Annotated in this window: 15 protein-coding genes; 7 read left to right on the top strand and 8 right to left on the bottom strand. The window is 35.7% G+C overall.

Annotated features, from left to right (window positions below):
• Window positions 1–9: 9 nt before the first annotated feature.
• From K350_RS29005 to K350_RS0115175, 7 genes are all read right to left on the bottom strand, one after another.
• On the bottom strand, window positions 10–564 hold the full coding sequence (locus K350_RS29005; protein ID WP_081671022.1) for a thioredoxin family protein: 555 nt from the start codon (window positions 562–564) through the stop codon (window positions 10–12).
• 111 nt (window positions 565–675) lie between these two features.
• Window positions 676–1,575, bottom strand: a complete 900-nt coding sequence (locus tag K350_RS0115200; RefSeq protein WP_028980644.1) for a metal ABC transporter permease — start codon at window positions 1,573–1,575, stop codon at window positions 676–678.
• A gap of 59 nt (window positions 1,576–1,634) precedes the next feature.
• Window positions 1,635–2,927 carry a metal ABC transporter permease gene (locus tag K350_RS0115195; RefSeq protein ID WP_028980643.1) on the bottom strand — a complete coding sequence of 431 codons (1,293 nt, stop codon included), beginning with the start codon at window positions 2,925–2,927 and terminating at the stop codon, window positions 1,635–1,637.
• A 138-nt stretch (window positions 2,928–3,065) separates the two neighbouring features.
• Window positions 3,066–3,860, bottom strand: coding sequence for a metal ABC transporter ATP-binding protein (locus tag K350_RS0115190; protein WP_028980642.1), 795 nt, complete (start codon window positions 3,858–3,860; stop codon window positions 3,066–3,068).
• Window positions 3,861–3,881: 21 nt separating this feature from the next.
• Window positions 3,882–4,811: a metal ABC transporter solute-binding protein, Zn/Mn family gene (locus tag K350_RS0115185; RefSeq protein WP_028980641.1), complete on the bottom strand. Its 930-nt coding sequence runs from the start codon at window positions 4,809–4,811 to the stop codon at window positions 3,882–3,884.
• Complete coding sequence (locus K350_RS0115180) at window positions 4,808–5,467, bottom strand: metal-dependent transcriptional regulator (RefSeq protein WP_028980640.1); 660 nt, start codon at window positions 5,465–5,467, stop codon at window positions 4,808–4,810. The genes K350_RS0115185 and K350_RS0115180 overlap by 4 nt, the downstream gene beginning before the upstream one ends.
• Window positions 5,468–5,550: 83 nt before the next feature.
• Window positions 5,551–6,684 carry a glycosyltransferase gene (locus K350_RS0115175; protein ID WP_028980639.1) on the bottom strand — a complete coding sequence of 378 codons (1,134 nt, stop codon included), beginning with the start codon at window positions 6,682–6,684 and terminating at the stop codon, window positions 5,551–5,553.
• A gap of 43 nt (window positions 6,685–6,727) precedes the next feature.
• On the opposite strand from K350_RS0115175, the gene K350_RS0115170 reads away from it, so the two are divergent.
• On the top strand, window positions 6,728–7,534 hold the full coding sequence (locus K350_RS0115170) for a 2,3,4,5-tetrahydropyridine-2,6-dicarboxylate N-succinyltransferase (RefSeq protein ID WP_028980638.1): 807 nt from the start codon (window positions 6,728–6,730) through the stop codon (window positions 7,532–7,534).
• Between the two features lie 1,036 nt (window positions 7,535–8,570).
• On the opposite strand, the gene K350_RS0115165 is transcribed toward K350_RS0115170, so the two are convergent.
• A complete protein-coding gene (locus tag K350_RS0115165; RefSeq protein ID WP_028980637.1) occupies window positions 8,571–9,461 on the bottom strand; it encodes a 3-hydroxyacyl-CoA dehydrogenase family protein in 891 nt (296 codons plus the stop codon).
• Between the two features lie 279 nt (window positions 9,462–9,740).
• Between K350_RS0115165 and K350_RS0115160 the strand changes: the two genes are divergently transcribed.
• The 6 genes from K350_RS0115160 to K350_RS0115135 all read left to right on the top strand — a co-directional run bounded on the left by K350_RS0115160 (window position 9,741) and on the right by K350_RS0115135 (window position 13,829).
• Window positions 9,741–10,550: a MotA/TolQ/ExbB proton channel family protein gene (locus K350_RS0115160; RefSeq protein WP_028980636.1), complete on the top strand. Its 810-nt coding sequence runs from the start codon at window positions 9,741–9,743 to the stop codon at window positions 10,548–10,550.
• 18 nt (window positions 10,551–10,568) lie between these two features.
• On the top strand, window positions 10,569–11,159 hold the full coding sequence (locus K350_RS0115155; protein ID WP_028980635.1) for an ExbD/TolR family protein: 591 nt from the start codon (window positions 10,569–10,571) through the stop codon (window positions 11,157–11,159).
• 60 nt (window positions 11,160–11,219) lie between these two features.
• Entirely contained in the window at window positions 11,220–11,729 is a 510-nt protein-coding gene (locus K350_RS0115150; RefSeq protein ID WP_028980634.1) for an ExbD/TolR family protein, read from the top strand.
• A gap of 32 nt (window positions 11,730–11,761) precedes the next feature.
• Window positions 11,762–12,589: an energy transducer TonB gene (locus K350_RS0115145; protein WP_051313178.1), complete on the top strand. Its 828-nt coding sequence runs from the start codon at window positions 11,762–11,764 to the stop codon at window positions 12,587–12,589.
• 141 nt (window positions 12,590–12,730) lie between these two features.
• Window positions 12,731–12,886, top strand: a complete 156-nt coding sequence (locus K350_RS32540) for a hypothetical protein (protein WP_162144182.1) — start codon at window positions 12,731–12,733, stop codon at window positions 12,884–12,886.
• A gap of 1 nt (window position 12,887) precedes the next feature.
• A complete protein-coding gene (locus K350_RS0115135; protein ID WP_028980631.1) occupies window positions 12,888–13,829 on the top strand; it encodes a PstS family phosphate ABC transporter substrate-binding protein in 942 nt (313 codons plus the stop codon).
• The last annotated feature ends 4 nt before the right edge of the window (window positions 13,830–13,833 follow it).

Raw genomic sequence — 13,833 nt, 5'->3', positions numbered from 1 at the left:
TAAAAGGGGTTAGTTGGCATCGGGACTATAAGATTGCTGAAATTGCTCCCAGGTTTTAGTCTTATAATGTTCCTCTCCGTAATAATGTAAAATTTTATCCAAAATATCAACATCCAAATAGCCCGGAACAGGAGAAAGGAGGTTTTCATTGCTGTCAAGATATACTGTCGTAGGATAACCGGTTGCATTAAAGATACTTCTGGCAAGGTCTCTTTCTGAAATATCTTTTCCTTTGTATTTTATCATTTTGCTGCTTTCTGCATTCAGTTTTACAGCATAATATTTTTTATTCAGATAACCGGCAATTTTGGGATCGCTTAGCGTTGCTTTATCCATTTTTTTGCACCATCCGCACCAGTCAGTATAAACATCTATAAATATTTTCTTTGGTTTTTTAGCATTCAGTTTAACTGCCTCATCATAGCTAAGCCATTTAACTTCCTCATTCTTATTTGGATACTTTGGCGAAATGTTGGTTGTATTACCGGATGATTTATGTAGAATAGTGAATCCTGAAAGAAATGCACTAATGGAAAGTGCAGAAATTATCAATACTTTTTTCATCTGAATATATTTAGAAAAAACTCTAAAGGTAACCGAAATATTAAGGATTTAGTTTTCGTAAACTTTCTGAAATCCTGTTTGTACAAATTATCAATAAGATTATTGAAAATTCTAAACTTTACTTTCATCAATGATCATTCCAATTTTGTCCAGTCGCTGTTTTTTTCTCATTAGTCCATACCTTGGTGAAAATATAAAGGCAATGGCAAATATTAAACCTGTCATTGTAGCCATTGCACCTGCTATTGATCCGTCAATCTGAGAGGCTAAAACATAACCTGAAATTGAACTAATAATACCGAATACTGCAGCCAAAATTAGCATTAATTCAAAACGGTCAGTAAGAAGGTAAGCGGTGGCTGCCGGAACAATCAAAAAAGCTACAACCAGAATTGCTCCTACTGATTCAAAGCTGGCTACCGTTGCCAGGGAAACCATGCTCATAAGGAGGTAATGCCAAAAAGCAGTACTATAACCGATAGCTGCTGCATAGGAAGAATCGAATGTGGTGACGAGCAATTCTTTATATGAAGTTAAAATCATAATTAATACAAGTATAAGAATGCTTCCCATGACCCAGACTGCCTGAGGGCCAAGGTTTAATCCATTGTCTGTAATCCATACATCTAAAGGTACATAGGCTATTTCTCCGTATAAAACACATTCCTGATCAATATCAACTTTATTGGCAAAAACAGAGATCAGAATTACTCCTAAAGCAAACAGCCAGGTAAAGGTTACACCAATCGAAGCATCTTCTTGCAGTCTGGCTTTTTTGTGAAGAAATTCAATAAGAAAAGTGGTGAGAATGCCTAGCAAGCCTGCGCCTATGAGCATTGGTATAGTCTGTCTGGAGCCGGATATCAGGAATGCAAGAACAATTCCAGGAAGTACGGCATGAGAAATGGCATCACCTACCATGGCCATTCTTCTTAATATCAGGTAGCAACCCAAAAGGCTACAGGTTACTGCAACTAAGGCCCCTGTAAGTATTATCCAAAATGAAGACATGTTTTCTGCTGCTTGATTTTTACTTTTAATTATATAATCTCAATGAACCCCAATAAACTTTAAAATTCTTTATATGGAATTTTCGTATCATGAGGATCTACTTTTGGATATTTTAGCTGTTCCAGAATTTTTGCTTCAAGCTCTGGAGTTATGATGTGTTCAATCGTTTCTGCATCATCATGTACATGGTCAGGAGCAAGCTGAAGGTATTGTGTGAGGTATAATTCCCAGAGCCTATGCAATCTTGCAACCCGTTGACCTTTTACTTTACCAGCTTCGGTAAATTTCCAATTATCTTTAGTTTTAGAAAGAAAGCCCTGATCAGTTAATCTGGAAAGCCCTTTTTTCAAAAGATCTTTTCGCATAGATCTGCGCTCAAGCAGGCAAGTAATAGATCTTGCTGTAAAGAAGTCCTGATCTTTTTCCCCCATCTGAAAGAAGAGCTTCAGAATATTTTCGTCTGTGATTTGTTTCTGGTTTTTTATCTGCTTGCGCATCCTTGCAAAAACGCCTTTGACAGGAGCGAAAGTAAAGGATATAATTGCAATCATTGAAATTACCATTACGATCCAGGGACCCGTTGGCATGGAAGGAGCAAGGTAGGAAATGTAAGCTCCGAAAATTCCGGAAAAAGCACCCATAATTGCTGCCACCAACATCATGATGCTGAGGTTATGAGTCCAGTATCTTGCTGCAGCAGCCGGCGTAATGAGCATAGCTGCCATTAAAACTACACCCACAGCCTGAATGCCAGTTACGACAGCCAGCACAGTAATGGATGTGAGGATAAATTCCAATACTTTAACTGGCAATCCAATTGCTTCTGCAAAATTTCTATCAAATGAAATGAGGGTAAATTCCTTGAAAAAGAAAAATACACCTATTAATAGAGTGATACCTACAAGTCCAAAACTATAGAGATCTTCAGGCAGAATGGATGCTGCTTTTCCAAATAAAAAACTGTCTAATCCGCTTTGATTCGCATTTCCACCATGTTGAATAGCAGTCAATAGCAAAATCCCTATTCCAAAAAAAACAGAAAGAACTATACCAATTGCACTATCTTCTTTAAGTTTAGTTTTGGAAGTAATAAATTCCACCAGAAATATGCTAAATCCCCCAGTAATAAAAGCACCTATTAGAAGTACAAATGGATTTTTTTCTCCTGTTAATAAAAAAGAGAGGCAAACTCCCGGCAATACAGAGTGAGCTACAGCATCCCCGATCAAAGCTCTTTTTCTCAGAAAAGTAAAACATCCCACCACTGCTGAGCAGACGGTCATAAGTATAGAACCTACTACAACATATCTTATATTCGGGTCGGTGAATGAGAAGAATTCAAAGAATTTCATATGGTTGTGAAGCTGAAATCTAAAAGCAGAAAGCTTAAAGTCATTTCGTTTATTTAATATTTATCAGCAGTTATATAATGTTCTAAATTTTCTCTCTTATGGACAGCTTTTTTAACTTTCAGCCTTAAGCTTTCCCCTTTAAGCTTTATCCTCGCGGGAAGGGAATTGCTGTTTCTCCAGCAAATCGCCCACTTTGGCTAGTACAGTCAATTTTCCCCCGTAAGTTTCCTGAAGAAGGTCCTGAGTAAATACTTTTTCGGTAGGTCCAGAAGCTACTAAGCGCATGTTTAATAATAAGACCCAGTTAAAATAAGTGACGGCGGATTGTAGATCGTGATGAACAACCACAACTGTTTTACCTGAAATTGTCATGTTTCTGAGAATCTCAATGATCGCAGCTTCTGTAGCAGCATCAACTCCCGCAAATGGCTCGTCCATAAAATAAATATCAGCATCCTGAGCCAGAGCTCTGGCGAGAAATACCCTTTGTTGCTGACCTCCTGAAAGTTGTGAAATCTGTCGGTTTGCAAAATTTTCAAGACCTACTTTTCTTAGACACTCCATCGCCACTTCCTTATCGGCTTTTCTTGGTCTCTTAAATAATCCGATCTGACTGTATCTCCCCATTAACACTACATCCAATGCCGAAGCAGGGAAGTCCCAATCAACAGATTCTCTTTGTGGTACATAACTCACTTTTTGTCTCACCTCATTAAGGTCTTTACCAAATAATTTCACAAAGCCACTGCTAAGTGGAATTAGTCCCATGATTGCTTTAATTAGTGTAGATTTACCCGCACCATTAGGTCCAATTATCCCAGTAAGTGAGCCTGCAGGCAGGGTTAAGTCTATACCCCATAAAACTGGTTTCCTATGATATGCCACTGTAAGATCGTGAACTTCTAATATTGGGTTTGGAACCTGAATAATCATAAGTGTTTGATATATATGGTTTTATTTTAGGGCTGAAGTGATCTTTTGAACATTACTGGTAACCATTCCAATATATGTGCCTTCAAAGGTGCCCTGTGCACCCATAGCGTCACTGAATAATGTACCTCCAATTGAAATTTCATGTCCTTTTTCTTTTACTCCTTTTACTACTGCTTCTATAGCTTTGGGAGACACAGAAGACTCTACAAATACAGCTTTAATTTTTCTCGCAACAATGAAATTTACGAGTCCTGTTATATCATTCAAGCCAAAATCAGAGGAGGTGGAAATTCCCTGTAAGCCTTTCACCTCAATTGAATATGCCTTGCCGAAATATCCGAAAGCATCATGAGCAGTGATCAAAACCCTTCTTTCCTGAGGGATAGATTGGATTTCATTTTTTACCCACTGATCTAAGGAGTCAAGTTGATTTATATACCTTGCAGCATTAAGCTCATAGAAATCTTTTTTAGAATTGCTGATTTTAGCAAGGCTGTTATAAATTTCCGCGACAGATTTTGTCCAAAGGTGTACATCAAACCAAATATGCGGATCAAAAGCATCGGCAAACTGAGGAGCAGTCATTAACAGGTTATGAGGTATACCGTTGGAAACCGGAATTACAGGTTTGCTTTTGGCTAACTTTTCCAGAATTTCAGCCATTTTTCCCTCCAGATGCAATCCGTTATAAAAGATGATATCAGCTTCTGAAAGCTTCTCAAGATCTCCATGGGTCGCTTTATATAGGTGAGGATCAACTCCTGGTCCCATGAGCGCAACTATGTCAGCAGAGGTATCAGCAATGTTTTTTACTGCATCTGCTATCATACCAGTAGTCGTTACAATTAACAACTTTTTCTTTTTTTCGGAAGCTTTTTCGGTACAGGAAAAAATGGATCCTGAAAAGGTAATTAAAAGTATTGCGAATAAAATAAATTTGTATTTTTTCATGATTCGGCAATGAGAATATTTTTAGCAACTTCGCTGGATACAAGTATTGTTTTTTTATTATCAATCAGAATTTCTAGAGAACCGTCGAATTCAATTTTATCCATCACCTTAATTCTTGCCCCGATATAAATTCCAGCTTTATCAAGATATTGGAGAAATAAAGGGGAGGTCTCTTTCAAGCCTATAACCTTTCCCTGATTATGTAAGTCAGTTTCTGACAAGGGAGCATGTTTCTTAGCTTTCATTTCTCCGCGTTCGTTTGGAATTGGATCGCCATGAGGATCAAATGGAGGAAATCCTAGAAACTCATCTAGCCTTTCTATCAGTAAGTTAGATTGGATATGTTCAAGTTGTTCAGCAATTTCATGCACCTCATCCCAGTTAAACTTTAACTTTTCAACCAGGAAAACTTCCCAAAGCCTGTGTTTTCGGATTATCTGAAGAGCAATCATTTTGCCGCTTTGAGTTAATGAAACTCCTTGATACTTGATATAGTTAATGACTTCTTTTTGGGAAAGTTTTTTTAACATGTCACTGACAGAAGCTGGCTTGGTGTTTAAAGCATCAGAAATGGCATTGGTGGATACGTCAATTTTGCCATCCTCTGAAAGGTGGTAGATGGCTTTTAAGTAGTTCTCTTCTGTATAACTCAGCATGATTCAAACTAAATGTAATACAAATATATAAAAATTTAGGTTTGTCTAAAAAAAAGTTTAGATATATTTTAGTGTTTTGATTGTTAGGTGTTTAGTTTATTCTTAATGACTTGAAGCAATTTGATTTCTTCAGAGTTCCAGGTTGTATTTTGAGGTTTTGAAGTGTAAAAAACGTGTTTGCTTAATTTCTCTAAAAGGTCTTCAGGATTTGATTTATTGAAGTCATAGGTGGTGGCAGCATTATAAGAGCCTGTAATTGAGGTCCAAATAGGATTTGGAGGGATAATCATTGGAAGATAAAATGAAAGGTATTCATATAATTTGGTCGGGATACAATTTTCAGTACTTTTATTCGGAAGATAGCTGAGGATTCCTATATCTGAATTTTGAATTTCATTTAATATTTCTGAGTGGGCAACAGGTGAATCACCTCCGATAAGATTGATGAAAGGATAGTCTTTAATTTCTATTTTTATTTTTTTAAGTATTTCATTTTTAGGAGAATATCCTATTACAGTTAAAGTGATATTTGAATTTATTTCATGTAGTTTTTTTACAAGTTCAATTGTTTTGAATATTCCATAGACCTCAGCAATTGTTCCTGAATACAAGAATCGGAGACTATTCTTAGGATTAAGCTTAATTTCTTGTTTAATGACAGGTGTAATTCCCTCATTTTTAAATTTATTTTCAACAACACAGCTTTTGTTTCTGGTAAAAGAAAACTCCGATTCATAATTTCTCTCCGCCAAAAAATAAAAATCAATAAAAGGTCTTGTCAGAATTTCCAAAAGCCGAACTCCGCTGGCAATAATATTTCGAACTAATGGTGGAAATGTTGGAGTGAACCGAATATTTCGGTAATAGTTTTCCTGAACATCATAGATTAAAGTTGTACCATAAATTATTTTATATAATATACTAACTAACAGAATTTCATGGGTGGTAATGATTGTCACTTGAGGTTTTACTTTAAGTAAAAGTCTCAATAATTTTATCTGAACACTTAACCTGGAAACATGTAATCTGGAAGCTGAAAATAAGGTATGAAAGAATATTTGACTTTCAGGAATAAAATTTTGGGTAGGCGAAAATCCGGCAATATGAATTTCCACATCATTGAGTTTAAGTAATGATTTTGCAAATTTTTCGTACATTCGGGTCTCATTTACCGGTTTGAGCACCGAAGCCAGAAGTATTTTGGCTGTTTTACTCATTGACACTAAAATTAATACTTTTATATTTTAATACATTTTATAAATGAAAGAGATTATTGAAAGAGCCTGGAATGACAGAAGTATTTTGAATGAGCAGGAAGTGCAAATTGCAATCAGAACCATTGTTGAAGAGTTGGATAAAGGTATCAGAAGAGTTGCTGAGCCTACTGAAAGCGGATGGCAGGTAAATGAGTGGATTAAAAAAGCAGTAATTCTTTATTTTCCGATTCAGAAAATGAAGGTTACAGAAGTCGGTCCTCTGGAATTCCATGATAAAATGGAGCTTAAAAAAGGATATGATAAATTAGGTGTAAGAGTTGTCCCTCACGCTGTTGCAAGATACGGAGCGTTTCTGGCAAGAGGGGTAATTATGATGCCTTCTTATGTAAATATCGGTGCTTATGTAGACGAAGGAACAATGGTTGATACATGGGCAACTGTAGGGAGCTGTGCTCAGATTGGAAAAAATGTACACTTGAGCGGTGGAGTTGGTATAGGTGGTGTTTTAGAACCTGTACAGGCTGCTCCCGTAATCATTGAGGACGGTGCATTTATTGGATCAAGATGTATTATTGTTGAAGGTGTTCGTGTTGGAAAAGAAGCTGTAATAGGTGCAAATGTTTGTCTTACAGGAAGTTCTAAAGTTATAGATGTAACGGGCGATAAACCAGTTGAGTATAAAGGATTTGTTCCGGAAAGATCTGTAGTTATTCCAGGATCTTATACCAAAAAATTCCCTGCTGGTGATTTCCAGGTTCCATGTGCATTGATTATTGGGAAAAGAAAACCAAGTACCGATCTTAAAACATCACTGAACGATGCTTTAAGAGAAAATGATGTAGCAGTTTAAAAACTTTAACATTGAAATTAGGGCCCTGAAGTTTCTTATGAAATTTCAGGGTCTTTTTTTGGAAAATATATTAAATTCTTACTTTAATATTTATATGTTAAGTGTTTTTAAATGAATTGTTTGTGTTTTAAATTGTAAGATTCATATGAATGATTATTTGTCAGCCCTAAGGGTTAAGATAAACATTTCAGAAAAAAATTAAGATTTCAGAATTGTGGTTTTACTCCAGGTTGTAAAGCCATTTTTTTTAAATATCAGATGAGTGCTATCAAAGGCCATTGTTGTTTATTGTTGATTTTGTATTATTTCTTGTTGAAGTAATAGTTATTTTTTTTCGGAATATTGGATCTTTTTAAGGAGGATAAGCTTCAAAGGATAGGCTCTGGGTGTTGCATCTGTTTACTTAATGATTGCAATTTCTTTTGCTAGTGTATATGATCTGATTTAATATTATCAAACCTGGATACATGGGTTACCCTTGAACATAGGTCTGGAAAGTTATACTGAATGTATTTATTATAGTCTGAGTATCCTTGGAGGACAAGATTCAATTTATGATCATCCTGGTAGGCTAATTAGAAATTTGAGAATCGTAGAATCCTTTTGGGAAACTTGTTCGTGATCTTGATTGTAGGAAAATTTCTATCCGCCCCGATAAAAAACTGACAGATTGCAGGTGATTATAAAATGATGGTAGTCTACACTTCCAAACCGACAGTTTTTAAGGTTTAGATATATAAACGATTGTTTAATTTAATGATTGCCCTTGCTTTTACCAGTTTATATGACCTGATCATTTTGATCAATCCTTATTATATGGTTATTTTATAAAGGGAGGTTTTTCCGGCTATTCTGAATTGATCTATTATAGTATCAATCATTGATAAATGATATCAAATCCATTGCCTAATGCTTCTATTTTAATCAAAAAAATAGATACCCTAGGAGCTCTTTGTTGCATTGCTCATTGGTAACTTAATAAGCAAGTCAAAAAGTAATGATTTATAAAAATACACTATATAACTATAGTGTACATTTATAAAAATCTTTCAGCTGGAATCAATTTATCTTTTCCACTCTTATTATAATCATAAAATCCTATCCCTGACTTAACACCTTTATGACCGGCTTCAACCATATTTACCAAAAGAGGACATGGAGCATATTTAGGATTTCCCAGTCCTTCGTGAAGTACTCTCAGAATTGCCAGGCAAACATCAAGACCGATAAAATCAGCCAATTGCAATGGACCCATGGGATGAGCCATTCCAAGTTTCATGACTGTATCAATTTCAGTAACTCCCGCAACTCCTTCAAAAAGGCTAAATATGGATTCATTGATCATTGGCATAAGGATTCTGTTTGCCACAAATCCGGGATAATCGTTAACTTCAACAGGTATTTTTTCCAACTTCCCGGAAATTTCCATTATTGTTTGGGTTGTCAATTTTGAAGTTGAATACCCATTAATCACTTCCACAAGTTTCATGACAGGTACAGGATTCATAAAATGCATCCCGATTACTTTGTCAGGTCGTTTAGTTACTGCGGCAATTTTGGTAATGGAAATGGAAGATGTATTTGTGGCTAAAATGCAAGATGGAGGGGCTATAGAATCCAATTCACGAAAAATATTTAATTTAACGTCTTGGTTCTCTGTGGCAGCTTCAATAACCAAATCCGCATTTTTTACTCCATCATTTAATAAAGTAAAAGTTTTTATTTTTGATAGAATTTCAGATTTCTGCTCGGGTTTTATTAATTCTTTTTTAATTTGGCGGTCAATATTTTGCTGAATGTTTTTCAATCCGGCTTCGAGTGCACCGGCAGATACATCACAAAGGCTTACTTCATAATCGAATTGAGCAAAAACGTGAGCTATTCCGTTGCCCATTGTACCCGACCCGATAATTGTTATATTTTTCATGCAATAAATTTGAAGGTTTTGGTGTTATCAAAAAATAAATGTTTGAAAATATTGTTATGAATTTAGCATAAAAATAGACTCAAATTTTTTTTTAATTGAAAAGGAAGTATATTTGTCTATTATCTCTATAAGGTAATAGAGTAATTGTTTGGTAGTTATTTAGATTGATTATAAATTATTTTAACAATTTCTTAACATTTAATAGGTATCTTTATTATAGGTATAGTATAATTTTGTAAACAGATTTATAACAGAGTTCAATAGTCATTTAAAAACAAAATGGAAAATCAAACTTCTTCTACGGGAAAATTTAATTCCTGGTTCGCTGTGGTAGCCATCGTATTGGCAATTCTTTTCAGTTTCATTCTTTATTACAATGTATTGGGCGATCCGTCTAACTTTCAGGGCGACAATATCAATAACCATCCCAAAGAAGGAAACTATCTTGGTGTAGTTTACAAAGGTGGTTTGATTGTACCAATACTTATGTCTTTCCTTTTAATGGTTCTTGTGTTTTCGGTTGAAAGAATTATTACAATTGCAAAAGCATCAGGAAGTGGATCTGTTAACTCTTTCATCAGAAGAGTAAAAAGTCTTCTTTCTTCAAATGATATCAGAGCTGCTATCGAAGAGTGCGATAAGCAAAAAGGTTCTGTAGGAAACGTTGTTAAGTCGGTTCTTTATAAATATGAAGGCTTATCTAGAGAAACTGGCCTCAACAAAGAGCAGAAACTTGTAGCAATCCAGAAGGAGCTGGAAGAAGCTACATCTTTAGAGCTTCCAATGCTAGAGAAAAACCTTACAATTATAGCAACACTTGCATCAGTTGCAACTCTTACAGGTCTTCTAGGTACTGTAATCGGTATGATTAAAGCGTTCGCAGCTCTTGCTACTGCTGGTTCTCCAGACGCAGTTGCTCTTGCAAACGGGATCTCTGAAGCTCTTATTAATACTGCACTGGGTATTGCTACTTCAGCTTTAGCGATCATTGCTTACAACTTCTTTACAAGCAAAATTGATGATCTAACCTATAACATTGACGAAATAGGATTCAGCATCACTCAATCATTTTCAGCAAGTACTAAGTAATCAAAAAGCAGGATAATCATGCCAAAAGTAAAAATTCCAAGAAAAAGCATTTCACTGGACATGACAGCCATGTGTGACATGGCCTTCCTGCTGTTGACCTTTTTCATGCTCACAACCAAGTTCAAGCCAGAAGAGCCTATCGCTGTCGATATGCCATCTTCAATTTCTGAAACCATTCTTCCGGATGCCAATATCCTGACGATTTCTATCGGTAAAGAAGGAAGAGTATTCTATGGTATGGACGGTCAGGAGGCTAAAAGAGAAGTTTTAAAAAACATCTCTTCCAAGTATGGTATAACATTTACACCTTCGGAAGAGAAGAAATTTATCTTGATGTCTTCATTCGGGTCAACAGTGAGCGATCTTAAAAAGGTGTTAAGTTCAAAAGAAGCAGAAAAGAAACAATCTGGTATTCCGATTGACTCTACCAATAATCAGTTAAGAGACTGGATCCTATATTCTGCAAGAGCTGACAAACAGCTGAAAGTCGCCGTGAAAGGAGATAAAGAGACAGACTACAAGGTGGTATCAAGAGTTATTGCTATTCTTCAGGAATTGAATATCAATAAAATCAAATTGATCACTACTATGGAGGCAAAACCTCAGTAGTCAGTTGCTCCAAAGCATATATTTAAAAAAATCAGTTAGTACTATAAAATCTAACCTAAAATGGCAGAAGTAAATACCGGCGGGGGTGGTGGTAAGAAAGGTAAAAAGAGAAGTAAGAAGGTTTCTACAAAGATAGATATGACACCAATGGTGGACCTTGCATTTCTCCTCATTACATTCTTTATGCTTACTACTACCTTCAATAAACCGAAGATTATGGAGGTAAAGATGCCAGTGAAAAAGGAGGACAATACAAAGACCAATTACAAGGAGTCCGAAACTATGACACTGGTGCTGGGAGAAGAAAACAAAGTCTTTTATTTCATGGGTCTGAATAATCCTAAAGTAGAATCAGCGGATTTTTCTGATCAGGGTATAAGAAAAGTATTATTACAGAAAAACAAGTCTATAGCTGAGTTTAAAGTAATAATAAAGGCGATGGATACTTCCAAATACAAAAACATGGTAGATATTCTTGATGAAATACACATCACAGGAGTAAAATACTATGCGATTGGCAAAATCTCTCCGAAGGATATTGAATTAACCAAAACAGTTCAGGGTAGTTAGTTTATCCGGAATAAACATCTAAATTAAAAATTATGAGCATCCTGGAAGAAACGGAAACGATTTCGGTTAAGAAAACAGAAATAAATTCCCAGGCAACCCTTAATGACATTGTTTTTGAAAATAGAAACAAAGAATACGGTGCTTTTATTATAAGAAGGGAGTATGGACGTTATGTTACCTCTGCAGTAGTAATTTCAGCCATAGTGTTTTTTGTGGGATTGGTATCTCCTCTTATCTATAACAAATATGCGCCTGAGGAAAAAGAGGAAATTGTCGAAGAGGTTGATCTTGAATTGATGGAGGTCAAAGACGAGAAACCTGAAGAGGAGATTCCTGTTGAACCGCCACCGCCTGCAGAGGAGCCTCCAAAGGCTGCAATGACCGAATTCCTTGAGCCTGAAGTAACTAAAGATGAACAGGTAGTTAAAGATCCTCCTAAAAATGAAGAGATTGTTAACCCTGGACCTGAAACTCAGGAAGGAGATCCAAATTTAAATACCGTTATTGATGGCAATGGTACTGGAAATGCTGTAGTTGAAGCGCCAGTATCTAATGAACCTCTATTATACGTTCCTGAAATGCCAGAGTTTAAGGGGAATATGGAAGAGTTTTTCAGAAAAAATGTGGTATACCCTACAAAAGCTCAAAATAACGGTATTGAAGGTAAAGTATTTGTACAGTTTATTATCAACACTGATGGTACTGTTACTGATGTTAAAGCTATCAGAGGTATTGGTTATGGCTGTGATGAAGAAGCAGAGCGTGTAACTAAAAAGATGGTTTGGACTCCTGGAAAACAAAATGGAGTTGCTGTGAGGATTAAAAAGGTTTTACCAATCCATTTTAAATTACCGGATTAAAATATTAATCTTGTCAAAATTTCCTTAATCAGATTGTTGTTTTTTCAGGTCTGATTAAGGATTATCTTTTTATAACAGAATAGTTTTATTTTAAAAGTCAATAAGGTAGTGCAGAACGCTTTTTTTTATTTCAAATTACTAATGGCCTTTTTCTATTTTGGAATTGGCATTTACTTCATTGTTTACCATAAAACAATACAGTTGCTAAGTCCTCAGATGAACATAGGTCTGGGAGCATTACTTATCCTATATGGTGGATTCAGGGGATACAGAGCTTTTAAAGATCGTGAAGAATAAAATGCAATTAAATTTTCGGATATATCAGCTTTTTATTTTGCTATGTCTGGCATCTTCCTGCAAAGAGAAAAGTAACAAGAATATTGATGCACCGGAAGACACTCCGACAAGAGGGAAAATCCATATTTTTTCTGACGCTTCCTTTAAGCCAGCGCTTCTTCCCGAAATAAATACGTTTGAAGGTATATACACCAATGCTAAAATAGGCATTACTTTCACTTCTGAAAGAACAGCAATTGATTCTTTTCTAAGAGGCCAAACTGAAATGATAGTCGTTGGTAGGCCTTTAAATGAAAAGGAATTATCTCCTTTTAAGGCGAAAGGAATCAAAGTTATTCAAGATGTAATGGCTAAAGACGCAATTGCTTTGGTCCTTAATAAAAATTTTCCAGATTCATTATTAAGCATTAATCAGCTCACTGATATCCTTTCTGGCAAGATAAAAACCTGGAAGGAAATCAATCCTTCTTTCCCATCGGGTAAAATAGTAATCGCTGCAGATCAGGGGAACTCTGGAAACTTGTTTTTCCTTAAAGATAGTCTGGGATTGGATATTAAAAATGTAGAGATTTTTTCTGCAGACTCAGTTGCTGGAGTTATAGATTATGTGAAAAGTCATAACAATGCAATGGGAATCATAGGCATATCTTGGTTGAGCGACGCCGATGACAAAGATTCTAATAACTATTTCAAACAAATAAGGGTCGCAGGTCTATATAAAGACAACAGAGACAAGTTTGCATTACCCTTTCAAGGGAATATTGCTGACGGCTCGTATCCATTGAAAAGAAACATATACTTGATCTATAGTGGGGCAAGAACTGGCCTGAGGACTGGCTTTGCTTCTTTCGTTCTAGGTGATCGGGGACAGAAAATAATCCTTAAAACAGGAATAGTACCGGCAAAGATGCCAGGTAGAGATATAGAGTTTAAGTACGAATAAAAAA

Origin of the sequence: Sporocytophaga myxococcoides DSM 11118 (assembly GCF_000426725.1) — a bacterium.
GTDB lineage: Bacteria > Bacteroidota > Bacteroidia > Cytophagales > Cytophagaceae > Sporocytophaga > Sporocytophaga myxococcoides.
The sequence above is the reverse complement of the archived record's forward strand: the minus strand, read 5'-3'. Positions and strand labels throughout refer to the sequence as shown.

What these genes read in the sequence shown, in the direction of transcription:
- K350_RS0115150 (WP_028980634.1), top strand. Translation starts at nt 11,220, where the DNA reads ATGGCAGAAGTAAATACCGGCGGGGGTGGTGGTAAGAAAGGTAAAAAG.
- K350_RS0115155 (WP_028980635.1), top strand. Translation starts at nt 10,569, where the DNA reads ATGCCAAAAGTAAAAATTCCAAGAAAAAGCATTTCACTGGACATGACA.
- K350_RS0115200 (WP_028980644.1), bottom strand. Translation starts at nt 1,575, where the DNA reads ATGTCTTCATTTTGGATAATACTTACAGGGGCCTTAGTTGCAGTAACC.
- K350_RS0115160 (WP_028980636.1), top strand. Translation starts at nt 9,741, where the DNA reads ATGGAAAATCAAACTTCTTCTACGGGAAAATTTAATTCCTGGTTCGCT.
- K350_RS0115170 (WP_028980638.1), top strand. Translation starts at nt 6,728, where the DNA reads ATGAAAGAGATTATTGAAAGAGCCTGGAATGACAGAAGTATTTTGAAT.
- K350_RS0115135 (WP_028980631.1), top strand. Translation starts at nt 12,888, where the DNA reads ATGCAATTAAATTTTCGGATATATCAGCTTTTTATTTTGCTATGTCTG.
- K350_RS0115190 (WP_028980642.1), bottom strand. Translation starts at nt 3,860, where the DNA reads ATGATTATTCAGGTTCCAAACCCAATATTAGAAGTTCACGATCTTACA.
- K350_RS29005 (WP_081671022.1), bottom strand. Translation starts at nt 564, where the DNA reads ATGAAAAAAGTATTGATAATTTCTGCACTTTCCATTAGTGCATTTCTT.
- K350_RS0115145 (WP_051313178.1), top strand. Translation starts at nt 11,762, where the DNA reads ATGAGCATCCTGGAAGAAACGGAAACGATTTCGGTTAAGAAAACAGAA.
- K350_RS0115195 (WP_028980643.1), bottom strand. Translation starts at nt 2,927, where the DNA reads ATGAAATTCTTTGAATTCTTCTCATTCACCGACCCGAATATAAGATAT.
- K350_RS0115185 (WP_028980641.1), bottom strand. Translation starts at nt 4,811, where the DNA reads ATGAAAAAATACAAATTTATTTTATTCGCAATACTTTTAATTACCTTT.
- K350_RS0115180 (WP_028980640.1), bottom strand. Translation starts at nt 5,467, where the DNA reads ATGCTGAGTTATACAGAAGAGAACTACTTAAAAGCCATCTACCACCTT.
- K350_RS32540 (WP_162144182.1), top strand. Translation starts at nt 12,731, where the DNA reads ATGGCCTTTTTCTATTTTGGAATTGGCATTTACTTCATTGTTTACCAT.
- K350_RS0115175 (WP_028980639.1), bottom strand. Translation starts at nt 6,684, where the DNA reads ATGAGTAAAACAGCCAAAATACTTCTGGCTTCGGTGCTCAAACCGGTA.
- K350_RS0115165 (WP_028980637.1), bottom strand. Translation starts at nt 9,461, where the DNA reads ATGAAAAATATAACAATTATCGGGTCGGGTACAATGGGCAACGGAATA.